General features: G+C 47.2%; 23 protein-coding genes and 1 pseudogene. 5 read left to right on the forward strand and 19 right to left on the reverse strand.

Annotated elements, in window-relative coordinates; genetic code table 11:
* Complete coding sequence (locus JXR92_RS14515) at positions 1-1,224, reverse strand: MFS transporter (RefSeq protein ID WP_138346016.1); 1,224 nt, start codon at positions 1,222-1,224, stop codon at positions 1-3.
* A 202-nt stretch (positions 1,225-1,426) separates the two neighbouring features.
* On the opposite strand from JXR92_RS14515, the gene JXR92_RS14520 reads away from it, so the two are divergent.
* The 4 genes from JXR92_RS14520 to gadC all read left to right on the forward strand — a co-directional run bounded on the left by JXR92_RS14520 (position 1,427) and on the right by gadC (position 6,378).
* Positions 1,427-2,863 (forward strand): glutamate decarboxylase, encoded by a 1,437-nt coding sequence (locus tag JXR92_RS14520; protein WP_025833896.1) that lies wholly within the window; start codon positions 1,427-1,429, stop codon positions 2,861-2,863.
* Between the two features lie 8 nt (positions 2,864-2,871).
* Entirely contained in the window at positions 2,872-3,837 is a 966-nt protein-coding gene (gene glsA / locus JXR92_RS14525) for a glutaminase A (protein ID WP_138346018.1), read from the forward strand.
* A 107-nt stretch (positions 3,838-3,944) separates the two neighbouring features.
* Complete coding sequence (locus JXR92_RS14530) at positions 3,945-4,688, forward strand: potassium channel family protein (protein WP_117601288.1); 744 nt, start codon at positions 3,945-3,947, stop codon at positions 4,686-4,688.
* A gap of 103 nt (positions 4,689-4,791) precedes the next feature.
* A complete protein-coding gene (gene gadC, locus JXR92_RS14535) occupies positions 4,792-6,378 on the forward strand; it encodes a putative glutamine/gamma-aminobutyrate antiporter GadC (protein WP_206897517.1) in 1,587 nt (528 codons plus the stop codon).
* Positions 6,379-6,471: 93 nt separating this feature from the next.
* Here gadC and JXR92_RS14540 read toward each other — a convergent pair whose 3' ends face one another.
* The 9 genes from JXR92_RS14540 to JXR92_RS14580 form a co-directional block, all read right to left on the reverse strand.
* Positions 6,472-7,422 (reverse strand): NAD(P)H-dependent flavin oxidoreductase, encoded by a 951-nt coding sequence (locus JXR92_RS14540; RefSeq protein ID WP_117601265.1) that lies wholly within the window; start codon positions 7,420-7,422, stop codon positions 6,472-6,474.
* Positions 7,423-7,500: 78 nt separating this feature from the next.
* The gene (locus JXR92_RS14545; RefSeq protein WP_138346020.1) at positions 7,501-8,163 is read right to left on the reverse strand and encodes a DUF4858 domain-containing protein; all 663 of its coding nucleotides are present in this window, start codon (positions 8,161-8,163) and stop codon (positions 7,501-7,503) included.
* 55 nt (positions 8,164-8,218) lie between these two features.
* The gene (locus JXR92_RS14550; protein ID WP_117601267.1) at positions 8,219-8,776 is read right to left on the reverse strand and encodes a DUF4943 family protein; all 558 of its coding nucleotides are present in this window, start codon (positions 8,774-8,776) and stop codon (positions 8,219-8,221) included.
* 19 nt (positions 8,777-8,795) lie between these two features.
* Positions 8,796-9,896, reverse strand: coding sequence for a porin family protein (locus JXR92_RS14555; RefSeq protein WP_117601268.1), 1,101 nt, complete (start codon positions 9,894-9,896; stop codon positions 8,796-8,798).
* Positions 9,883-10,491 carry an RNA polymerase sigma factor gene (locus JXR92_RS14560; protein ID WP_117601269.1) on the reverse strand — a complete coding sequence of 203 codons (609 nt, stop codon included), beginning with the start codon at positions 10,489-10,491 and terminating at the stop codon, positions 9,883-9,885. Before JXR92_RS14560 ends, JXR92_RS14555 begins: the two co-directional genes overlap by 14 nt.
* A 50-nt stretch (positions 10,492-10,541) precedes the next feature.
* The gene (locus tag JXR92_RS14565) at positions 10,542-11,246 is read right to left on the reverse strand and encodes a hypothetical protein (RefSeq protein WP_117601270.1); all 705 of its coding nucleotides are present in this window, start codon (positions 11,244-11,246) and stop codon (positions 10,542-10,544) included.
* A 6-nt stretch (positions 11,247-11,252) separates the two neighbouring features.
* Complete coding sequence (locus tag JXR92_RS14570) at positions 11,253-11,963, reverse strand: hypothetical protein (RefSeq protein WP_117965814.1); 711 nt, start codon at positions 11,961-11,963, stop codon at positions 11,253-11,255.
* 230 nt (positions 11,964-12,193) lie between these two features.
* The gene (gene nadC / locus JXR92_RS14575) at positions 12,194-13,042 is read right to left on the reverse strand and encodes a carboxylating nicotinate-nucleotide diphosphorylase (protein WP_117866338.1); all 849 of its coding nucleotides are present in this window, start codon (positions 13,040-13,042) and stop codon (positions 12,194-12,196) included.
* A complete protein-coding gene (locus JXR92_RS14580; protein ID WP_119962138.1) occupies positions 13,035-13,427 on the reverse strand; it encodes a DUF4783 domain-containing protein in 393 nt (130 codons plus the stop codon). Before JXR92_RS14580 ends, nadC begins: the two co-directional genes overlap by 8 nt.
* Before the next feature lie 94 nt (positions 13,428-13,521).
* Between JXR92_RS14580 and rlmH the strand changes: the two genes are divergently transcribed.
* Positions 13,522-13,995: a 23S rRNA (pseudouridine(1915)-N(3))-methyltransferase RlmH gene (gene rlmH, locus JXR92_RS14585; protein ID WP_117601274.1), complete on the forward strand. Its 474-nt coding sequence runs from the start codon at positions 13,522-13,524 to the stop codon at positions 13,993-13,995.
* Positions 13,996-14,021: 26 nt separating this feature from the next.
* On the opposite strand, the pseudogene JXR92_RS17580 reads toward rlmH, so the two are convergent.
* The 9 genes and pseudogenes from JXR92_RS17580 to JXR92_RS14625 form a co-directional block, all read right to left on the reverse strand.
* Positions 14,022-14,204, reverse strand: a pseudogene (locus tag JXR92_RS17580) (hypothetical protein); the annotation flags it as partial.
* 280 nt (positions 14,205-14,484) lie between these two features.
* A complete protein-coding gene (locus tag JXR92_RS14590) occupies positions 14,485-14,841 on the reverse strand; it encodes a MarR family transcriptional regulator (RefSeq protein WP_117601275.1) in 357 nt (118 codons plus the stop codon).
* 11 nt (positions 14,842-14,852) lie between these two features.
* Positions 14,853-17,333 carry an FAD-dependent oxidoreductase gene (locus JXR92_RS14595; RefSeq protein ID WP_138346023.1) on the reverse strand — a complete coding sequence of 827 codons (2,481 nt, stop codon included), beginning with the start codon at positions 17,331-17,333 and terminating at the stop codon, positions 14,853-14,855.
* 177 nt (positions 17,334-17,510) lie between these two features.
* Complete coding sequence (locus JXR92_RS14600; RefSeq protein WP_138346025.1) at positions 17,511-18,725, reverse strand: clostripain-related cysteine peptidase; 1,215 nt, start codon at positions 18,723-18,725, stop codon at positions 17,511-17,513.
* 10 nt (positions 18,726-18,735) lie between these two features.
* Positions 18,736-19,134: a hypothetical protein gene (locus tag JXR92_RS14605; RefSeq protein WP_138346026.1), complete on the reverse strand. Its 399-nt coding sequence runs from the start codon at positions 19,132-19,134 to the stop codon at positions 18,736-18,738.
* A gap of 120 nt (positions 19,135-19,254) precedes the next feature.
* Entirely contained in the window at positions 19,255-20,115 is an 861-nt protein-coding gene (locus JXR92_RS14610) for a sigma-70 family RNA polymerase sigma factor (protein ID WP_002561589.1), read from the reverse strand.
* A 192-nt stretch (positions 20,116-20,307) separates the two neighbouring features.
* Positions 20,308-21,837: a Do family serine endopeptidase gene (locus tag JXR92_RS14615; RefSeq protein ID WP_005831283.1), complete on the reverse strand. Its 1,530-nt coding sequence runs from the start codon at positions 21,835-21,837 to the stop codon at positions 20,308-20,310.
* 285 nt (positions 21,838-22,122) lie between these two features.
* Entirely contained in the window at positions 22,123-23,457 is a 1,335-nt protein-coding gene (locus tag JXR92_RS14620) for a transglutaminase-like domain-containing protein (RefSeq protein ID WP_138346028.1), read from the reverse strand.
* On the reverse strand, positions 23,454-24,626 hold the full coding sequence (locus JXR92_RS14625) for a dipeptide epimerase (protein WP_131225303.1): 1,173 nt from the start codon (positions 24,624-24,626) through the stop codon (positions 23,454-23,456). Before JXR92_RS14625 ends, JXR92_RS14620 begins: the two co-directional genes overlap by 4 nt.
* Positions 24,627-24,638 lie beyond the last annotated feature (12 nt).

Raw genomic sequence — 24,638 nt, forward strand, 5'->3', positions numbered from 1 at the left:
TCACTCATAACTCCTCCCCAACAAAGAATCCTTCTTCCTCGCATACTCCCACCACATAGCGAGCAGTGTGATGCAGAGGTTGAAAATAAACGGAAATTCCCTGGAATTAGTGTGGAACAAGGTCTGAAAGAAATCTGTAATGAACGGGGACAATAGAATCGCCAGATAATTCATCACCATTACAAAAGCCAGTGCCAAAGTTGTTTTTTCCGGTATGGCCGTATCTACTGTCTCGTCATAAATCAGCGGTTGAATGACACCATATCCCAAACCAACCAACATACATCCCGATATTATCAGCCATTCTTTAGGCGAAATCCATATCAAGAGCAAACCCACTGCAATGGACAAAAGGCTGTAGAACTTTGTGTGTTTCCCCATCCACTTCACGATATGCCCCAGGAAGAAACCCGGAGCCATAATGGCAAGGAAGAATAAGGAGATCATCAATCCGGAATTTCCGCTGGAGAAGTGATGGGCCTCCATCAAAAAAGGCAAGTCAAAAGTAACCGCCAGCACTATATACGTAGTGACGCCATAAAACAGCATCAACTGTAGCAGATGGCGGATATGGATGCCGTATTTACCGGGAACCGCACGCTTGGATTCCTCCGGAACAACGGCAGCCGTATCTTCTGCTATCTGCGGCTGACCGGTATCCCCCTTCAAATATCCGACAAGCAGCAGAGAAACCAACGGAAGCAGATATACCACGAAAGGCAAGTGCCAGTTTACCTCTGCCAGATACCCAGTCACCGCCGTTGCCACAACCAGCGTCACATTGGTGATGGCAGAACTGTAACCAAACTGCTTCACCCGATATTCCCCCGTGAAATAGCGTGAAACCAGACCGGTGGACAACGGAATAATCACCCCCGAACCGATGCCAAGCAAAGCGCTGACCACCATCAACTGCCACATTTTGTCCGAAAAAAGATAAAGTACCCCACTGGCGGCAAACATCCAAAGTCCCGCTTTCAGCAGACGCACAAAGTCACGTTTCTCGGCCAGCTTGCCCGCCAACAGCACAAAAGGAATTATCAGCAGCGAAGGCAGGGAGGTAAGCATCTGTATATCCAATTCCGTGGCATGTGGAAAAATGGTGGTAAGCTGTCCCAAAATAGGTGACACGGCCAACCCCGGCAAGGAAGTCAATGCAGAGACAGACCAAATGCCGACAAGCGTGATTAGGGGGATTGTACCCCTTCCGGTATTGATTTTCATATAGTAGTATATTAATTAAATGAATAATGTGGGAACAACAAACCCACCTTCAGAATGTTCGTTTTTTAAGATTTTACTACGCTGCCCTTTAATAAACGCCAAATAATGCAAAACCCCGGAACTTTCATCCGCAAACCCCGTTGTTGTGGGATATTCGACGGGGAAAAGCCCCGCCGCCTAAACCTTTAAAAAACTTATTAATATGGAAGATTTGAATTTCAGAAAAGGAGATGCAAAAACTGAAGTATTCGGCTCAAACCGTATGTTACAACCCTCACCCGTAGAAAAGATTCCCGACGGACCTACTACCCCGGAAATCGCCTATCAGATGGTGAAAGACGAGACCTTCGCCCAAACGCAGCCTCGCTTGAATCTGGCTACATTCGTCACTACCTATATGGACGAATATGCCACCAAGCTGATGAACGAAGCCATCAACATCAACTACATCGACGAGACCGAATATCCGCGCATCGCCGTAATGAACGGTAAATGTATCAACATCGTGGCCAACCTCTGGAACTCTCCTGAAAAAGAAACCTGGAAAACCGGCGCACTTGCTATCGGTTCCTCGGAGGCATGTATGCTGGGTGGTGTGGCAGCCTGGTTGCGCTGGCGCAAGAAACGTCAAGCACAAGGCAAACCGTTCGACAAACCCAACTTCGTTATTTCAACCGGTTTCCAGGTGGTATGGGAAAAATTCGCCCAATTGTGGCAGATTGAAATGCGTGAAGTGCCTTTGACACTCGACAAGACCACGCTCGACCCCGAAGAAGCCTTGAAGATGTGTGATGAGAACACCATCTGTATCGTGCCTATCCAAGGTGTTACATGGACAGGACTGAACGATGACGTCGAAGCCCTCGACAAAGCCCTCGATGCCTACAATGCAAAGACCGGCTACGACATTCCTATCCACGTGGATGCCGCCAGCGGCGGTTTCATCCTCCCGTTCCTCTATCCCGAAAAGAAGTGGGACTTCCGTCTGAAGTGGGTACTCTCCATCAGCGTCAGCGGACATAAATTCGGCCTGGTTTATCCGGGGCTGGGTTGGGTTTGCTGGAAAGGCAAGGAATATCTGCCCGAAGAAATGTCATTCAGCGTAAACTACCTCGGTGCCAACATTACTCAGGTAGGCCTGAACTTCTCCCGTCCTGCCGCACAGATTCTGGGTCAATATTACCAGTTCATCCGTTTGGGATTCCAGGGTTACAAGGAAGTACAGTACAACTCCCTGACCATCGCCAAGTATATCCATGACGAAATCGGCAAGATGGCTCCGTTCGTAAACTATTCCGACGAAGTTGTGAACCCGCTGTTCATCTGGTACTTGAAACCGGAATATGCAAAAGCTGCCAAATGGACTCTCTATGACCTGCAGGACAAGCTGTCACAACACGGTTGGATGGTACCCGCCTATACTCTGCCTTCAAAGCTGGAAGACTATGTCGTAATGCGTGTCGTTGTTCGCCAAGGATTCAGCCGCGACATGGCAGACATGCTGCTGGGTGACATCAAGAATGCCATCACGGAGCTGGAGAAACTGGACTACCCGACTCCCACCCGTATGGCGCAGGAAAAGAACCTGCCGGTGGAAACCAAAATATTCAATCACGGATGCCGTACACATAAAAAGTAACAGCTAATATGGAAAAGAAAATATCAATTTCACAAATAAAGGAGGTTGCCCAAGAAGCCTACAACGAGGTGAAGGGCAGTACGGGAGGCAAGAATGCGGATTATATCCCCTACCTTGCCAACATAGACACCAAACTGTTCGGACTCAGCATCTGCCTGATGAACGGGCAGACCATCAATATAGGCGATACAGACTATCGTTTCGGTATAGAGTCCGTCTCGAAGGTACACACAGCCATCCTTATCCTGCGCCAATACGGCGCACAGAAAGTGCTGGACATGATAGGTGCCGATGCCACGGGACTACCGTTCAACTCCATCATCGCCATTTTGCTGGAAAACGACCACCCTTCCACTCCGTTAGTAAATGCCGGTGCCATTTCAGCCTGTTCCATGGTGCAGCCAGTAGGAAACTCCGACAAGAAATGGGATGCCATTGTACAGAACATTACCGAGCTATGCGGCTCTGCCCCGCAACTCATCGACGAACTGTACAAATCGGAAACGGCTACCAATTTCAACAACCGCTCCATTGCCTGGTTGCTGAAAAACTACAACCGCATCTACGATGATCCGGATATGGCACTCGACCTCTATACCCGCCAGTGTTCTCTCGGCATCACGGCCCAGCAACTGGGCATTGCCGCAGGAACCATCGCCAATAACGGTGTGAACCCAGTCACCAAACAAACGGTGTTCGAAGCCAGCCTGGCACCGAAAATCACGTCGATGATTTCTACCGTAGGCTTCTACGAACATTCAGGCGACTGGATGTACACCGCCGGCATACCGGCCAAAAGCGGTGTGGGCGGCGGCGTAATGGCCGTATTGCCCGGTGTCATGGGGGTATCGGCCTTCGCTCCTCCCCTGGACGAAGCGGGAAATTCCGTAAAGGCCCAATCGGCAATTAAGTTCATCATGAACAAGCTCGGTCTGGGTGTGTTCAACGGTGATAACGTGACAATTACAGAATAAGATTTTTTAGTTATGAGTTATAAGTGATGAGTTATTTGTTGGTATATGCATCGTAATTAGCAAATAACTTATAACTAATAACTCATAACTTCATAATGGACTTCATCATGAAAATGGCTCTATCAGAATTTGTATTGCGGGAAAAAGGTATTTACGGCATATTACATGTCATCATACTGATACTTTCGTTATTTTTAGTCATCAGTATCTCTGTCGACACGTTCAAGGGGATTCCCTTTTACGAACAGTCAGTCTACATGAAAGTACAGCTGTGGATATGCGCTCTGTTCCTGGCTGATTTTGTGTTGGAATGGTTTCTGGCAGAGAAGAAGGGGCACTATGTAGCCACACATTTCATTTTCCTACTGGTAGCCATACCTTACCAAAATATCATTGCCTATATGGGATGGACTTTCTCACCGGAAATAACCTATATGTTGCGCTTTATCCCATTAGTACGGGGTGGATATGCCATGGCTATCGTAGTGGGTTGGCTGACGTACAACCGTGCATCGGGACTGTTCGTTTCCTATCTTACCATGCTGCTGGCCACCGTCTATTTTTCCAGCCTGGCCTTTTATGTCATGGAGCATGGTCCCAATCCTCTGGTCAAAGGATATGGAGATGCTTTGTGGTGGGCATTTATGGATGTGACGACGGTAGGTTCCAATATCATAGCAGTCACTCCCACCGGACGGGTACTGTCTGTACTGCTGGCTGCGCTGGGCATGATGATGTTCCCTATCTTTACAGTGTATGTAACGAGCCTGGTCGAACGGCGCAATAAGGAAAAAGAAGAGTTCTACAAGAAAGCGGCACAGAAGCCCGCGCCTAAAGCTGATGCTTCCTGAATAGTTAAAACCGGAATTTTCACTTATCCGTTGGGAACAACTCTTCCCAAGTGTTGTTATAGACGCTGATTTTGAATATATTTTTCATCTAAAACCTTAACTTATGGCAAATATTAAACAAACAGTGAAGCTGGGGGTATTTACCCTGGCAATCATGAATGTGACGGCAGTAGTATCCCTACGTGGACTTCCTGCCGAGGCCGTGTACGGAATGAGTTCGGCCTTCTACTACTTATTTGCAGCCATTGTTTTTCTGATTCCGACGTCACTTGTCGCCGCGGAACTGGCTGCCATGTTTCAAGACAAGCAAGGCGGTGTGTTCCGCTGGGTAGGCGAAGCCTACGGAAAAAAGCTGGGCTTCCTTGCCATCTGGGTACAATGGATTGAAAGTACAATCTGGTATCCTACCGTATTGACATTCGGTGCCGTATCCATTGCTTTCATCGGCATGAACGACGTACACGACATGTCACTGGCCAACAACAAATATTACTCGCTCGTCGTTGTCCTCACCATCTACTGGCTAGCCATATTCATCTCCATGAAGGGTATGAGCTGGGTAGGTAAAGTGGCAAAAGTCGGCGGCCTGGTCGGGACCATTATTCCTGCCGCACTGCTGATTATCCTAGGTATCATCTACCTTGCCACCGGCGGACACTCCAACCTGGATTTCCACAGCAGCTTCTTCCCCGACTTGACGAACTTCGACAACGTGGTGCTTGCTGCCAGTATCTTCCTCTTCTATGCCGGTATGGAAATGGGCGGTATTCACGTAAAAGACGTGAACAATCCCTCCAAGAATTATCCGAAGGCAGTGTTCATCGGTGCGGCCATTACGGTTATCATCTTCGTACTCGGTACTTTCTCACTGGGTATCATCATCCCGGCCAAAGACATCAGTCTGACACAGAGTCTGCTTGTAGGCTTCGACAACTACTTCCATTACATCCGTGCTTCCTGGCTGTCACCGATTATTGCCATCGCTTTGGCATTCGGCGTACTGGCAGGTGTATTGACATGGGTTGCCGGTCCGTCCAAAGGTATCTTTGCCGTAGGAAAAGCAGGCTACATGCCTCCGTTCTTCCAAAAGACAAACAAGCTAGGCGTACAGAAGAATATCCTTTATGTACAAGGTGGTGCAGTAACCGTGTTGAGCCTTCTATTCGTAGTCATGCCTTCCGTACAGAGTTTCTACCAGATTCTGTCACAGCTGACTGTAGTCCTCTATCTTATCATGTATATGCTGATGTTCTCCGGAGCCATCGTGCTGCGTTATAAGATGAAGAAGCTGAACCGTCCGTTCCGTATCGGCAAGAATGGCAACGGATTGATGTGGCTCATCGGTGGTCTTGGTTTCTGCGGATCATTGCTGGCATTCGTACTGAGCTTTATCCCGCCCAGCCAGATTTCAACAGGCAGCAACACAGTATGGTTCTCCGTACTCATCATCGGTGCGCTGATTGTAGTCATTGCCCCATTCATTATTTATGCTTCCAAGAAACCGTCCTGGGTTGACCCGAACAGTAGCTTCGAACCGTTCCATTGGGAAGAACAACCCGCTGTACAGACAACCGGTAAAAGTGTTACAAATATGGCTACCGGTAGCGCCACTACCAGCAACAATGGCACAAGTAATTCTACCACAAGTGGAAATATGGCAAAAGACACAACCAATATCCCCAAAGGATAAAAGGTTATAAGTTGAAACTAAAAAAGGAATATTCCCGGTGATTTCGGGGATATTCCTTTTTTAGTGTTATATGATACCAGAAGACGGGAATAGTCAGAGATCCAATTCCTGCATTCTCTCCCACGCCCTTCTGCTCTCCTCCACCAACTCTTGCATGACCGACGCCACAGACTGCACTCCCTTTCCATGCAGCAAGGCAGATACCTGCCCTATTTCCAGTTCCCCTTCTTCCAAGTCACCCTCAAAAATACCACGTTTGGCACGGCCGCGCCCTAAAAGGATACGAAGTTCTTCCTCTGAAGCTCCCACAGCCTCAGCAGCCTCTACGGCGCTGCGAAAGTTATTGCGCACCAGACGCACCGGAGCCAACTTCTTCAAAAGCAGACGGGTATCCCCTTCTTCCAAATGCAAGCAGTAATCCTTGAACACCTCGCTTGCAGAACTCTCTGCCGTCAAGGCAAAGCGTGTACCAATCTGCACACCTTCCGCACCCAGCACCCGGGCAGCCAACATGGCCTCACCCGTTGCAATGCCACCGGCGGCAATCAGCGGAAGTGTAGTAACTGCACGTACAGCAGGTATCAGACACAGAGTGGTAGTCTCCTCCCTCCCATTATGCCCACCGGCTTCGAAGCCTTCGGCAACTATTGCATCAACACCCGCCTCTTCAGCCTTCACGGCAAAACGCGAGGACGAAACAACATGCACCACCGTGATGCCACGCTCGTGCAACCAACCGGTCCATTTCTTCGGGCTGCCGGCAGATGTAAATACAATCTTCACTCCCTCGTCGGCCACAATCTGCATTATCTCTTCTATCTGGGGATACATCAAGGGAATGTTCACACCAAAAGCATGATGCGTAGCCTCACGGCATTTCCTAATATGCTCCCGCAACGTTTCGGGATGCATCGAACCTGCGCCGAGCAAGCCCAGCCCTCCCGCATTGCTTACAGCAGCAGCAAGTCTCCAGCCGCTACACCACACCATACCACCTTGAATTATCGGATATCTTATTCCGAATAGAGAAGTCACTCTGTTCATTATTACTTTTTTTAAAGGTTTACTAATGAAAACAAGAAGGGGAGAAAGAAAGTTCAAAATTTGACAAAAAGTGATAAATTACTGTTGTTCCAAAACAGTTATCGAATCTCCATACGCCTTCAATACTTCCAGCGTACGGGCACGGCGCTTGCGACCTTTGAAATTCCAAAACTCACGGGTAAAAGGCGCCATCAGGTCTAAACCGGAAATTCCACCGCCACTGGTACCCTGCCAACCGCCCACAGCCATATTATTGGCCCGCTCCGTCACCCGGTAACGCAAACCGGTTGCTTCAATCTGCTCCACCGTCTCACGCGGACCAGCATCAAACGGATGTTTAGCCCAGTTCGTAGGAATCATCAGAATCTTAAGTGCATAAAATTCGTCTCCCCGCCAAGTATCTTTGTCCACCTTAATCTTTTTCTGGTAAATGGGGTCCCAATTATATTTAGTATTGGCCGTATAAGGGCGTAGGGTAAGCACAACCTTTTTCTCGGGCACTTTCGGTATGACGGGCAGCGAATTATCAAAATCCATCCATGACTTGTCCGTCACCGCTTTCGGAGTACCTAAGGAACTGTTCATTTCAAGTTCCTTCAATACCTCCGGATTCAGCTTCACCTCCCCTTCTCCCTTCAGCAACCAGTTCAGCCTCAACGAGTCTTGAGAAGTCCAATTTTGGGCATAAAAAGGGAAGGCTACTGCACAGAGCAACCCCATTACAAGTATAAATCTCTTCACTTGACAGTTTGATTACTTAATACCTAATCCTTAATCCCTAATCCCTAAAAACATTTCACCACCACATATATCCACTGCCACAAAGTGGTTCGTCATAGCAGGGATCAATCGTCCACATAGTCCGTGGATACTTACGGGTTTCCCACCAACGGCGGTAGCGCGAGGCGGCATCCAGCACCTCTTCGTCCGAAAGGAAGTAAATACCTTCATAATTCTCCGCATCCGTATGCACCATCTTGCATCCCATCGAAGCATTGTTCCCGAGACGGATAGTCTCTACCGTCCACAAGATGCATTCGCCCAAACGCAACTTACCACCTGCCGAATAGGATACCGGAGCCAAGGGGAAAGAGGGAATAACCGTCAAGTCCTCGGCATACTTCAGCAATTCCTCTATATCTTCGGAAGTGAACTTGGGCATATTACTCAATCCATCCGGACTTTGGGTAGAATATTTACCAGCCTTCAACTGCTTGACAAACAAGTCTACATCCGGATGGTTGTAGTCCAACGTTTCTTTGCTGCAAGAGCCCAAAGAGAGAACAGAAAGAGTAAAGAATATGAGCAGCATAGTCTGCCCGAATATATGTAATTTATTGTATAGAGTCTTCATATTTGTATGGTATTTAAGATTAATAAGTCATGCGCACGCCGCACAACAGATTCAGATTGGTGGGCCGTTCCGTACGCAAGGTTCTTGTCTGCGAGTCCGTATCGAAATGATGGGATACAGACGGCTCTGCAAACAAGGCAAAACGGTCGTTCATTTTATAGCGTACCCCTACTCCGGCAGCAACCGACAACTGTACCGGCTCTGCGCCGAAATCATTGTCCGGAGCACCTGCAATGCATTTCTCGGCTGCTCCGCCTACCATAGCATAGAAATCCACTTTCGGCGTACTGGCCAGCATCATGTTCAGCCTTACCGGAACTTCCAGCGTATGCAACGTATGGTCACCATCCAAGCAATTATACTGAAGACCAGCTTCCAAGGAGAAATGCTTGTTCAAACGACGTTCCACGCTTACCCCGGCCGTGAACGGCATATGAAAATTCCCTTTCGGCAGGGAAATGCCGATGCCTGCTTTCAATGCCCAATTACGGGGCTTGGATGGCGATACAGCCACAGACTTTGCCGGTTCTTCCTCAGAAGATGGCAGCATTCTATCTATATCAGCATCCTTATGGCCAGGATTTGAATGGTAGTTCCCGTTTCCGGCCGGAGTTCCGTTACTGTAATAACCGTTTCCCGGCTGCTGCCGGTTTCCGTACACCCGTTGGGTAATCCGGATGGAAACATGGACAGACACGGATTCATCCTCATCGGCCTGCGCCGTCAATCCTGCCGGAATGCCGTTGGCGGGATGCTGTGTACCGGGCTTTTGTGCCATGGGGTTGGCCTGATGGATAGAGGGAAAACTTTCCTGCACCACATCCCCGTTCAAGTTACCTTCCGGCGTCATGGCCGCCACTTGTGTAAAGGCCTCCTTGATTTCCTCTTTCGGAGAGAAATACCAGAAAGCGGCAGAAGCAGCTCCCAGTACAAATACAACAGAGGCGGCTGCGGCTACGCGGTGAAACCTCGGAGAAAGAAAAAGCTGCCTCCTGCCTTTTGCGGCAACCGGTGACGGCAAGTCACGTTGCAACCCTTCCCAGAAGTCCTCCCGCACTGTCATCTCTGCGCCGGCAAGACGACTGCGGAATAAACCGGTTATTTCATCATTTTCTCTCATATTCAGTATATTCTTTAATTCTTTTTATTAACAAACACTTGGCACGATGCAACTGCGAGGTAGACGAATGCTCTTTGATGTGGAGGATTTCGGCTATTTCCTTGTGCGATTTCTCCTCAAAGACGTATAAGTTGAATACAGTACGGCATCCATCGGGAAGTTCCGCCACGAACGCCATCAGCATTTCTTCGGAAATGCGGCCTCCGGTTTCGGCAATGCCCGCTTCATCCGGAATGTCGGGCAATTGTTCCTCATTCACCACCAGTTGGCTGAAACGTTGCTGTTTCCGCAGGTAGTCTATCGCCTGCGTCACCATTACCCTTGTCACCCAGGTACCCAATGCACATTCGCCACGGAAGGTGAAGTGGGTGAAAATTTTGATGAAGCCATCGTGCAATACGTCATGGGCCGCATCGACATCGCCCGTATAGCGGTAACATACCGCCAGCATCTGCTTGGAGTAGAGGGTGTATAATTCCTTTCGGGCGGAATCCTTTCCTGCCCGGCAGCCCTCAATCAGTTCTATCTCATTTTCCAATGTCAGTGCTCGTTTTACGGACGCCTCTTCGCGTCGTTTGTTAGTTAGACGCAGCATTGCGGAAAATGCTGCTGAATTAATTCTAAAAAGAAGTTAAAGAACGGAGATTATTTATATTTGGCTCTCAAAGCCTGTATTTGCTTGTCCAGCATCTCATCCAATTCATCAAATTCATGCCAATACAGAAAACCGGGAACCATGTTGACGTAATTGATAAATTTCTTATACTGCACAAGAAACAAGGCCTGGTCCCGAAGACTGTCGTCACCATCAAAAACATGCGCCAACTCCCTGGACATGGCAGCACTCATAAGAGCATCTGTTTTCGTTGCATAGTAATCACTGACATCCTTTTGTTTCCTGCCCAACTCAAAATAAGTCTGCAATACATCCTGCAACATACGTTTGTCCGGTATATACTGCATCAATGAAGAACCTTTCAGCACGTCCAGCGCATCTGTCCTATAAGAGAATTCATCCATATTATTGAAAAGCTTGCCATACTTCCACAGAGTATCTATCGGTATCTTGGATACATCCATATCATGTTCCCTCAACAACAGACTCATGTGTATGTCAATATCCAACAAGTGCTTTATATTACGGAGCTCCTGCCTATTATATTCCAACTCTTCCGTTACCAACTGCATCGTAGCACGCACTTCCTTTTGACGGGCATTCTCGGTAATCCGGTCACTTCCCCAGAAAGTGACAATGATACCCGCAGCCACAATACTGAACTGACGGAAATAATCACCTATGTGCCAACTTTTTACCGTATGGTTCAGCCTATTAAAGTTTATCTTTCCCATATCTTTTTATTCTAAATGATACTTCTTTTCAAGCGCTTGTATTGCCTCGTCTATACGTTTTCCCACACGTTCTACATAGTCCGGCGTGAAATAGTTCTGCGCTACCCTGACAAAGTTCCGTACCGACCTGTCCGACAAGTAAATATCCCACGCCTCATATCCTCCACGATTTATCTGGTCCGTCTGTTCGTCAGTCAATGCCAAATGGAAAGGAACCATAATTTCGTCCTTCATATCGTAATAGCCATTCATAGTTGCCTTAAATCCATCCAATACCTCATAGATTCCGGTCAACTGCAACAGTAGCTCTTTATCTGAAATCTTCTGCATCAACATGGAGTTTTTAAGTATATCCAATGCATTCTGACTATAATAAAAACTGCGGATATGCCCCATAAGAAAGCGGAACTGTATCAATGAATCTTCCGGTATCGTCCGATGCTTTAAGTCATGCTCCACCAATAAGCTGGAAAGACGTTCATCCTCTCTAAACTCTGAAACGATACTCTTATAATTTTCCCGGTTACTTTTCAGTTCATCCCTAATCAGCGACATGGTGGCTTGAATATCCTTTTTCTCGGAGTTTTGAGTAACCAACTCACTACCGACAAAAGTAATCAGTACGCCAATCACCACAATGGAAGTCTGCCGGATGTAGTCTCCCACTTGCCAATCTTTGACAGTTGTTTTTACTTTATTCCATGTTATGTTTTTCATATCTTCCTACACTATTATCCATTACTATGAAACACATCATCCGTTATAGCCAAACGCATCATCTATCCGTCCCAAACAGACCATCTGTTTCACCCCAATACACCTTCTGTTTTTCCAAGAGCCACTACTTTGCTAGTTACCAATAGAAAGCCTCTCATAAATCTGCCGTAATGCAGCATTCTTTATGAGAGGCTTTCCTTATTATTCTGCAATAATGCTTTCCGCCTTTATCAACATGCTTTAAAGCTCATGTCCAATCCTTTCACGGAGTGAGTCAAAGCTCCTACGGAAATAAAGTCTACACCGCATTCGGCATAGTCGCGGAGCGTATCAAACGTGATGCCACCGGAAGATTCCGTTTCATAGCGGCCACCTACCATCTCCACAGCTTTCTTTGTCATTGCCGGGGTGAAGTTGTCAAACATGATACGGTCTACGCCACCCAGGTCGAGTACTTGCTGCAATTCGTCGAAGTTGCGCACTTCTATTTCTATCTTGAGGTCCTTACCTTTTTCCTTGCAATATTCCTTCGCACGGTTGATGGCCTTGTCAATGCCTCCCGCAAAGTCCACATGGTTGTCTTTCAGCAAAATCATGTCGAACAAGCCGATACGGTGGTTTACACCGCCACCGATTTTCACCGCCATTTTCTCGAGGATACGCATGCCCGGAGTAGTCTTGCGGGTATCGAGTACACGGGTATTCGTACCTTTCAATTGCTCGGCATACTTATGTGTCATGGTGGCAATGCCACTCATGCGCTGCATGATGTTCAGCATCAGACGCTCCGTTTGCAACAAAGACTGTATCTTGCCTTCCACAATCATGGCCACATCACCCGGCTTTACGGCTGTACCGTCATTAATAAACACTTCCACCTTCATGGTAGGGTCGAAACGACGGAACACCTCCTTGGCTATCTCGATACCGGCCAGTATGCCCGGTTCTTTTATCAGCAGTTTGGACTTGCCCATTGCCGTAGCAGGAATGCATGAAAGGGTTGTATGGTCTCCATCGCCTATATCTTCGGCGAAAGCCAGGTCTATCAGCCTGTCAATCAATTCTTCTTCCTTATTCATCTGTTTTATCTATCCTTATTTGATGTATAACATATTTGTTCTGTACTTTTCTGAAGAAACAATTCACCCGAAAGTTTCCATTTGCGGTCGTCAAGGTACCAATGACGAAACCAGACTCATCACGTTTCCCCTGATGGTTCACATTAAAACTGCCAACCTTGTGGTTGGAGAAGAAAGCAGCCATTGTGCCCTCTGCCGTCCGCTTGTCGGCGTGGGTCGACTTATTCTGAATGATTAAATCGACCTTGTCACCCAGATACTTGTTGAGTTCCTGAGAGCTTCCTTCCTTGAAGGCCCCAATCACTCCCTCGGGAACGTTCTGGGCCAGCAGCACAGACGTCCAAATGAAGAGACCGGTCAACAAAAAGACTACCCGTTTTTTCATTTTCACAAGTATTTATGATAGGCAAAGGTAAGCATTTGTCTCAAAATACAATAAAAAAATGCTAAATTTGTGCGCTAATCAAAACAGAACCAGTATGAAAACTACTCTGCTCGTCGTAGGACGGACTGTAGAACAACACTTTATAACAGCCATCAACGACTATGTGCAACGCACCAAGCGCTATCTCTCATTCGAGATGGAAGTCATCCCCGAACTGAAAAACACCAAAAGCCTCTCTATGGAAGTTCAGAAGGAAAAAGAAGGGGAACTGATACTGAAAGCTCTCCAGCCGGGAGATGTGGTCGTACTGCTGGACGAAGGTGGAAAAGAGATGCGCTCCATAGAGTTTGCAGACTATATGAAGCGCAAGATGAATACCGTAAACAAACGGCTGGTATTTATTATCGGAGGCCCTTACGGATTCTCTCAAAAAGTATACGAAGCGGCACACGAGAAGATGTCCCTCTCACGCATGACCTTTTCCCATCAGATGGTACGCCTCATTTTTGTGGAACAACTCTACAGGGCAATGAACATACTAAATGGGGGGCCGTATCATCATGAATAATTAAAATGCTCGGGCAGCCAGCGTACAATAGAGCGCAACACTATGCGGTGTTCTACGCAAGGTTTGATGTACACTTGTAAAGGTGCTGCCCGTTCAGCTCAATAGCAATACTCACCACATTCTCACAGGTAAACAAGGAGTAAGGCAGAGTGTTCGTCCATCCTCCCACCATATCCATACGTACGGAGCTATGCCCCCCATACTATCTGGAATGGCTTTTCCAATCAAGTTCGTTATTTAAAACAGAGAAAAGAATTGATTAAGAGTTAAGAATTGTCGAAAAAATATTATTAAGGATTCTTAGTAAATTTCTCAGTAATAAAAGATGGAAATACACATGAACAGATACAAACAATTAATAGCGTGCAATACACGATACTAACAACATGTCGTGCAAGAAGTTAACAACGTGTCATACAAAAAATAAATATCGTGTTTGCAGGATATTAACCTCCTGCAAACACGATATTTATTTGCTTTTATACAAAGCTATACGAGGCTGACCACCTGCTGCAACAGCCCCGGCAATTCAAAAGTAGCATTCTTGATATCCGAAATCCGGTTCTTGCCTTCTGTCGTAAGAAAAAAACGCATCTGACGCTTATCTTCCTTACCTATCAGACGGGTAATGAGTTTCTTTTCCTCTACGGAACGAATGACCTTTGAAGTGTTGGAGGCAGACAAACCCAGTGCCTCAGCTATCTTACTGGAGGTAAGCTTAGGAGTATTGAGCAGCGTGCACAACAGCATTCCTTCATTCAGTGACAAATCGTACATCTGCGTAAACTGCACCTCGAATTCGGCAATAGCCCGATAAATATCACGAATTTTACATAAAGTCTCCATATCTTTTTCTCCTATATAAATAAGTTCACATTTGCTTTGTCCGCACGTTCCATATAGGTAGCCACGCCACCGATGGTTACTTCATCCAGAAGTTCTTCGTGCCGGATGCCCATCATATCCATAGACATCTGGCAAGCGATGAATTCCACTCCTTGCGCCAATGCTTGCGAGCGCAACGACTCCAGAGAATCCACACCCTTGCGCTTCATCAGGAAGCGCATCATGCGACTGCCCATGCCAAACATATTCATCTGCGACAACTTCAGTTTCAAAGAACTGGCCGGCAGCATCATGCCGAACATCTTGCCGAAGAAATCTTTCTGCACGCTGGGTTTCTGCACTTTCTTCAAGACGTTCAGTCCCCAGAAGGTGAAGAAAATGGTTACTTTCTGTCCCGTTGCCGCTGCTCCGTTTGCCAAAACGAAGGTTGCCAGCGCTTTGTCCAGGTCGTCACTGAACAGAATCAGCGTCTTTCCCCTCCCCCCGGCTACGGGAGTGTTGGAAGCGGATGTACAAGCCGGAGCGCCTTTTTCGATGACTACCGTATAGCGTCCTTTCTCGTCATGCTTCTCTATCAATTTATTTCCCGTTGTATCGCACCAGGCAGAGGCGTCGCGGGCAAAACCGGCATCGGTAGCCACAATCTCCACACGCTCGCCCACAGCAATGCTATCCATCGCCTTCTTCACCTGCATGATAGGTCCCGGACATTGCAAGCCGCAAGCGTTTATCTTCAACGGTTCCTTTTTGGAGACAGATGCCGCCGCAGGAACATCGTCGTTGTCAGCAGAGGCAGCCGAAGAAGCAGAAGAAGAGTCACCTCCTGCCGGAGCAGATGGAGACGGCAGAGGCGCTGTTGCCATGGAATAGGTCTTATAACCACCTATCAGATTGCGCACATTGCGATAACCGCGTCCCATCAGGATGCGCAGGGACAGATAACCACGCAAACCCACAGCACAGAAAAGCACTACCGGCTTGTCCGTAGGTATCTCTGCCAAATGCTCGCGCATTTCATCCAACGGAATATTAACAGCTCCCGGAATGGTGCCGAAAGAGAACTCCTCGGGCGTACGGGTATCTATCAGCATCACTTTATCCTTCTCTTCCACCAACTCGCGCCAAGAGATGACGGGCATAGCACCGCTAATAATATTCGATGCCACATATCCGCCAATGGCGATGGGGTCTTTGGCTGAGGAGAAAGGAGGTGCATACGTATGCTCCGTCTCCATCAAATCGTAGACTGTGCCACCCTGCTTGATGAGTCCGGCAATCTGGTCGATTCGCTTGTCCACCCCCTCGTAACCGATACATTGCGCGCCATAGAGTTTACCGGTTTTAGGATGGAAAGTCAGTTTCAAAGTCAAAGGCAGGGCATCCGGATAGTAACCGGCGTGAGATGCCGAGTGCGTCACCGAGCTTTGGTATTCCATGCCCCACTGCTTCAAGCGTTTGGCTGCAAGACCCGTAGAAGCTACCGTCATGTCGAATACTTTGGCAATGGAGGTGCCGATAGCTCCTTCGTAGGAGACGGTATTGCCAAACACCATATTATCGGCAACGATACGTCCCTGGCGGTTGGCAGGGTTTGCCAGGTAATTGAGCCACGGCTTTCCGGTCAGCGGATGAGGATATTCGATGGCATCGCCCACGGCATAGATGTCTTTTTCGGAAGTCTCCAAGTGTTCGTCTACCCAGATACCGCCCATCTCGCCCAACTTCAAGCCGGCTTGTTGCGCCAATACAGTGGCAGGACGCACACCGATGGAGAGCAACACCATATCGGCAGGAATGGTCTTTCCGCTTTTCAGGAATACAGTGATTCCGTTGTCCGTACGCTTGAAATGGGTCACGCCTTCTTCCAGATAGAGGGAGACGCCTTTCTGTAACAAATGCTGATGGATGGGTGCCGCCATGGAGAAATCGATAGGCGCCATTACCTGATTACCCATTTCGACTACGGACACATGGACACCTGCATGATGCAGGTTCTCTGCCATCTCCAATCCGATGAAACCGGCACCTACCACCACGGCGCGCTTCACCTGCTTGTCTGAGATATAAGCCTTGATATGGTCGGTATCTTCTACATTGCGCAACGTGAAGATGCCTTCGGAATTGATGCCTTCCAAGGGGGGCTTCACGGGGTTGGCACCGGGAGAAAGCAAAAGTTTGTCATAGCTTTCGTCGTACTCCTTACCTTCCGCGTTGCGTATGGTAACAGTCTTGTTTTTGGGATGGATGGCGATTACTTCATTCTGCACACGCACATCAATACGGAAGCGCTTGCCGAAAGATTCGGGTGTCTGTACCAGCAGCTTCTCACGCTCTGCTATCACTCCGCCTATATAATAAGGTAAACCACAATTAGCATACGAGATGTAAGGGCCTTTCTCCAATAAGAGGATTTCAGCCATTTCGTCCACTCTTCTCAGTCGGGCGGCTGCTGTGGCTCCACCCGCTACACCGCCAATGATTACATATTTCATAATTCTTCGTCTTTTAAGTTTGATGATACAAAGAAAAGAATTACTTTCAATAAAACATAATTTCCAAAGGAAAATATTATTAAAAGACTTATATTTAATGAGAACGGACATAAAAAAAGGATTATTACAAGTTGTTACACCTATAATAATCCATTCAGTATGCAGTTTTTTATAAGCTTACCAACCAAGCCGAGCAAGACCGACAGCACTATACCATGAAGTAGAACGATAAGCGGCATTAGCAGCTTGGGCAACAGCAGAAGTAGCAGTGGAAGGTATATAATGGCTAACCCCATTTGCCCGCTTCATGGAGAACATACCAACAGACATCGAATAAATCATCGGTGTTTTTTTCCAACAGACAGAAGCTGCATCATATGCTTGCTTCCATTCATCCAAGGCAACTTCATCCACAACGAGTTTTTCCACCATTTCTACGAAATCATAATAGCCTACATAATAAGACGATCCTACTTTACGCTGATCATAATTAAAGACCAATGACCGAAGAACTTCTCTATCTGCTGTCACTCCCGACAAAACATTTGCTGTAGCAGCAGCTAAGTTCTCAAGCTCAGAAGATTTCAGCACATCTATAGCAGTGCCCATCGTCCAATTGCTATTACTCCCTATTTTTCCAGTATAAATTTCATCATAAGCAGCAAAAGTCCCAATAGCCATTTCTACCGCTGCACCTTTCTGAAATATAAATGGAAACATTCTATCATAGGCAGCACCAGGACCTGGATTCTCAGCAGGGAAACCAATATAGTAATCGCAATAATCACGCAACTCATACGCGACTTCCACCGACTGCATAAAGCAAGCATCAAACATAATAAAATCAAAATGAGGAGCCTTCTGTAATACTGACTTCAAGTCCTCAATATTCATATAATGTCCTCCTCCAGTCTTATCATTTCCTATCCAGCGAGTAGAAGGCAATGGAGTAGGTATCCATCCTTCCCCATGCGACCAATAAATCAAACCATAACTTTCCGCTTTATATAAAGAATTCCCAAACACATCATTGAATACCTCCTGCGTCTCAGCGACTCCACACGAATTTCTATCTTCATATTCTTTGACTATTGTTTCAACAACAGTACCACCTTTATTTTCAATTTCAATCAAACGAGGAGATCCCGTATCTATATACACCAATAAATGCATATCAGATGTATTATCAATTGAAGCCATCCCAGCTTTCAATTCCTCCAAATCCCCATCCGTAAAGCTAGCCAATGGATTTATACTATTATCCGCTGCCATATATACCAGCACAGTACGTTTCCCATCAACCGGAGGATCAGGTATCGGGTCGTCACCACGGCACGCCGACATGAACAAGGGGAAAACAAAGAAAAAAAGAAGATATAGTTGTGTTTTCATACTTGAAATCTTATTCCTGCGGTTTTGTAAACGTGAAAGCCTCAGGCTTCACCACCTGCAAAACCATATTCTTACTCTTTTTATACTTGCCTTTTACCTTTACAGCCTCTTTTTCCAACTTTTTCTTGTTTTCAGAGAAATAAATCATGCAAGTATAATCAGGTTTCTTCAGATTGTACTCCAGATAGTTCTTAAGCTGGTAAGTGTATAAATCACGCTTGGGCAAGAATCCATTCTTATCCAGCTCTACGCTGTCCAATACCTGGATGTCTGTATAATATACGATGGAATCATTGAAAGAAGCCGCCACCCCAAAAGCATATACAGCCTTTTCCTTATCTTTCATTGTAAAAGCCGAACACAACGCAAAAACCAAAGCTACGGCACAAAGTATACGAACGTATTTCATTGAGTTATGAGTTATAAGTTATGAATTATCAATGGGGCAAAGATATAAAAAAAACCGCACGCCTACTAAAGACGTACGGTTTTTAATTCCTTCTATTTGTCGGAAACTGATATTTCTTATTTATCCCAAATAAGATTTGAGCAATTTACTACGATTACTTTGTCTTAATCTTCTGATTGCTTTTTCCTTAATCTGACGCACACGCTCACGGGTCAAGCCGAATTTGTCGCCGATTTCCTCTAATGTCATTTCCTGCTGTCCGATACCGAAAAACATCTGTATGATTTCTTTTTCCCTATCGGTTAACGTAGAAAGAGCTCTATCAATTTCCCTCGCAAGAGACTCGTTCACCAAAGAGCGGTCAGCCATAGGGGAGTCATCGTTGACCAACACATCGAGCAAGCTGTTGTCCTCTCCTTCTACAAAAGGTGCGTCCACCGAAATGTGACGGCCGGACACCTTCAGCGTATCAGAGATTTTGTCAACAGGGATTTCCAGTTCATCGGCAAGCTCTTCAGGAGACGGACGACGTTCGTTTTCCTGCTCGAACTTGGAGAAGGCCTTGCTGATTTTATTCAGCGAACCTACCTGGTTCAACGGAAGACGTACAATACGCGACTGCTCTGCCAAAGCCTGCAGAATGGACTGACGTATCCACCATACTGCATAACTGATGAACTTGAAACCACGTGTTTCATCGAACTTTTCGGCAGCCTTGATCAGTCCTAAATTACCCTCATTAATCAAGTCGGGCAAACTCAAACCTTGGTTTTGGTACTGCTTGGCCACAGATACAACGAAACGCAGATTGGCACGTGTCAATTTCTCCAGTGCAACACGGTCACCCTTGCGGATGCGCTGAGCGAGCTCCACTTCCTCTTCAACAGTAATGAGGTCTTCGCGACCGATTTCCTGCAAATACTTGTCAAGAGAAGCGCTCTCTCTGTTAGTGATACTTTTTGTAATTTTAAGTTGTCTCATTCTTATAATACAGATTTGGGTTGCAAAGGTACGACAAATTATTTTGTTACAATAATTTCATCCCAACTTTTTCACCTTATTTATATCTTATCCTATATAACAAAAAGGATGCCGGTATGTATTGTACCGACACCCCCTTTTTCGCTATTGTTAGCTAATATTACAATCTTCTTACCTAACTATCCCTATTTTTTATTCTTGAGTCAAATCAACGGCATACATTGCACGTTTTCCTGACGGGAACATACCGGTGATGAACAAACCTTGCTCAGGAGACTTTCTTGCCTCTTTCATCGCCTTTTCCAAATCGTCCACCGTCTTCATCGGCACTCCGTTGGCTTTCAGAATGATGAAGCCCTTGCGGATACCTGCATCGGCCATCTTGCCATTGGTAACCCCGGTAACTTCCAGACCGTAACCCAGGTTCAACTGCTTCTTCAGCTCGGAAGATACGGGCTTGAAGGCTGCACCCAAGATTTCCATTCCGGCATCCTTCACTACCTTCGTAGTGCCTTGCTCATTCTTCAGCGTGATTTCGAATTCCTTTTCCTTCTTGTCACGAACCACCGTTACCTTCACTTTGTCGCCCGGACGGTGTTTTGCCAGCATTTCCTGCAAATCCGAGAACTTGTGAATCTTCTTGCCGTTCAATGCTATGATTACATCATTTTCCTTCAAGATGCCGGCAGCGGAACCACCTTCAACAACTTCGGCCACATAGATACCCTCTTTCACACCAAGTTCGTCGGCCTTCTTCTTCAGTTCTTCGGTCCAGCGTTCGTCCATCTGCAGGTCTGTGCTCAAATCACTACCCTTGATGCCAAGGAGCGCGCGCTGCACGGTACCAAACTGTTTCAAGTCGGCTACCACCTTTGTCATAATGCTGGTAGGGATGGCAAAACCATAACCGGAATAAGCACCCGTGGGTGAGTAAAGCATGGCATTGATACCAACCAACTCGCCTTTGGCATTCACCAATGCACCGCCACTGTTACCTTGGTTGATGGCAGCATCCGTCTGAATGAAAGACTGGATGTTTGCAGCTTGTCCGTTGGAGGCAGAAGAACCAATGGAACGGGCTTTTGCACTGACGATACCGGCTGTTACGGTAGAGTTCAGGTTGAACGGATTACCTACTGCCAACACCCATTCCCCCACCTTCAACTGATCGGAGTCACCAACCGGAATTGTCGGGAAGTCATCCCCTTCAATCTTAATCAGCGCCAAGTCCGTACTGGGGTCAGTACCGATGATGCGTCCTTTCAGCTCACGGTCGTCATTCAGTTTCACGGTGATTTCATCAGCACCTTCCACCACGTGATTGTTCGTCACAATATATCCGTCTTTGGAGATGATGACACCCGAACCGAAACCTACACGCGGCTGGGTCTGTATCTGGCGCTGGCGTCCACGACCGTCTCCAAAGAAGAAGTCAAAAATATCCGGTTGTTCTTGCACCGTCTGAGTCTTACTCAACTGAGTGGCACGTATATGCACTACAGCATGGAGCGAACTCTCCGCTGCTTGTGTCAAATCCACAGGCTGGGCATCCGTTGCATGGAAAGCTGCCGGCAGCAGATTATTCGGGTTCTGTTGGAACAACTCGCTGAATGCGGCAGGCTTTTCCTTATTCAGCATCTTATAAGTGGTCAATCCAGCCACTCCAGAGCTCAAGAGCACGATAGCCGCAACTCCAAGGATGTTTTTTGTTGTCTGTTTCATACTATTCTTCCTATTCTTTAAATTGTTAATATTCAAGTTTCGTTTAACATTACGACGTTAAAATAACGACAAAAAACGTTCAGTTATTCCGCTTGTCACTCTTTTTTGTTCTCTTTTAACAAAGGATATTTAGGGCTTAACAGCGGTTAACGGCAAAGACTGACAAATTAGCATTTATGTACGATTGCTGACTGTTAAAGAACTGACAGATAGAGCATAAAAAGACGCATCACCCGTTGCGGCCGAAACGGATGATGCATCTGTTTTTAGAGGGCAGATAGTACCTTAATAATTCAAGTAATCAATGTCCATGTGGTAGTCCCACTGTGGGAAGTAGAGGTTACCTCCCTTCCACTCCACCTCGCCACGTTGAAAGTCGACAGTCTCGCTGCGGGGATACTGCTTTTCGGGCTGTAGCGGCATGCCGTAATCAGTGTTCACAATCATGCGCCAGGAGTCGATACCACCCAGGAAGAAATATTCTTCGTCGGCATTGCAGGCAAAGGCAGGAATGCCGAATGACTGGTCGACAGGCACCCAACCCACACCCTCAAAATAGACTTCTGCCCAATCGTGCAGATTCCATGCACGGGGATGCATCATGAAGCCGCTCTGGAAATGTGCGGGAATTCCACTGATGCGGCAAAGCGTAATGAACAGCAGGCTGACTTGGCCACAGTCTCCGTGACGGTTGTCCAACACATATTCCGGGATATTCTCAATGGTGGAATATTCGCGTGCAGAAGCCCACGGGAAGTTGTCATTCACCCAACGGAAGATACGTTTGGCTTTCAAGTAGGGGTTGGTTTCACCGGCTGTCAATTTGGCAGCAAGTTCGCGCAAGCGCGGGGAAAAGACGATATGCTTCTCACGCTCGGCAGTATATTCCTTATAAAGAGCGGTCGTCGTATCATAGGGCTGCACGTCTTCCGGCTTCAGATTATGCCATTCGCCGTTGGCGGTAAACTCAAAGGTTTCGGAGAATACGGTAGGTTCGCCTTCGACAGCACGTTTCTCCATGTACAATGTACTGTGACGGCACTCGGGCGACGAAAAGGTGTATTGCGGTTCACTGGCCGAAATGAACTTGACATCCTGCTGCCGGGCCTGGTCCTGACGGGGATAGGGCAACCAGCAACGGATGATTTTCCCGGCAGGTACGGCATTGGTATCCACGATCAACGTGTAGGTGACGCGCATGCGCTTCGGCTCAACAATGGCCTTGCCCTCCTTCTTCACAGCAGAAATGATTTCGGGCAGGTTCTCCATATTCACTTTCTCGCTGCCACTCGGCGAAGTACCTTCCTTGGCTATCTTGATGTCATAGCAAGTGGAGTCCACACGAAACAGATTAGGTCCGGCATTGCGGAAATAGCGTTTCTCTCCATCCAGCATCATGCACTCCAAAGCTTTGGAGGCTTCCCACTGGCGCATCTGCTCATCGGTCACGTCGGGAATATACTTGCGGATATAGTCCTTCACCTGGGATTCCGTCATACAGAAGTCCGTAAGCAGACGTTGGTGCAGGTCGTCCTCCCAATTGTAGGGCTTGCTCTCGGGCTTCGTGCTGCATGCAGAAGCCATCACAAACAGAGCGACGGTATACAATAGCTTTCTCATAACTTCACCACTCCAATACCCGGCAATTCGGGCAACGTTATCTTACCTTTCACAACCTCCATACCCTTGAAACGGTCATTCGCAATCAACAGACTACCGTCCAAGTCAGCAAAGTCCACTGCCGGAGAGAATTGGGAGGCAGCGGTAATGGCACAAGAGGTCTCGGTCATACAGCCTACCATCACTTTCATGTCCAATGCACGTGCCAAAGTCACCATCTTCCAGGCTTCGCGCATGCCGGTACACTTCATCAGCTTGATGTTGATGCCCGTAAAGGCGCCCTTCAAGCCTGCCACATCCTTCAGACGCTGGATGGACTCATCGGCAAATATGGGTAACGGGCTTTGCTGAGCGACCCATGCGATATCGTCCAATTGTTCCTTGGGCATCGGTTGCTCTATCATGACAATTCCTTTTTCGTGCAGCCAATGTATCATATCGAGCGCATGATGTTTGTCTTTCCAGCCCTGGTTGGCATCAATGGCAATCGGAAGGTCCGTCACCGAACGGATGGTCTCTATCATTTCTTTGTCGTTCTCCCGCCCCAGCTTCACTTTAAGGATATTGAACCGGTCGGCACACTCTTTCGTCTTTTCACGCACCACGTCGGCCGTATCAATACCGATGGTGAAAGTTGTAAAGGGAGTCTTCTCCTTGTCCAACCCCCATATCTTATACCAAGGGGCTTGCAACAGTTTGCCCACAAGGTCGTGCAAGGCGATGTCCACAGCAGTTTTAGCAGCGGAATCCCCTGCCGAGAGGCTGTCTATATAAGCCAGTATATCTTCCAGCTGAAAGGGGTCTGAGAATTGGCCGATGACATCCTGCACCTTCTTCAAAAAAGCTAATACACTGTCCATCGTACCTAGTTCGTGTTGCAGGTACGGGGGCATGGAGGCTTCACCATAACCGATAATGCCATCATATTCTATCTCGACCTGAACGTCGGGAGTGGTAGTACGCGAGTAGGTGGCCACTGTAAAGACATGGCGCAATTTCAGTTCATAGGGGAAGAAACGCAGTTTCATTTTTGGGGTTACACCTGCCCTACTGTTCACGTTGAACAAGGAAGGAGCGTCATTTCCTCCGGCAAATACATGATTGATTGCCATGCCTGAGCCGAGTGCGGCAAAAGCGGCGGTTTTCAGGAAATCTCTTCTGTTTGACATAATTGTGTGTGT

This window comes from Bacteroides parvus (assembly GCF_017309675.2).
Lineage (GTDB): Bacteria > Bacteroidota > Bacteroidia > Bacteroidales > Bacteroidaceae > Bacteroides > Bacteroides uniformis.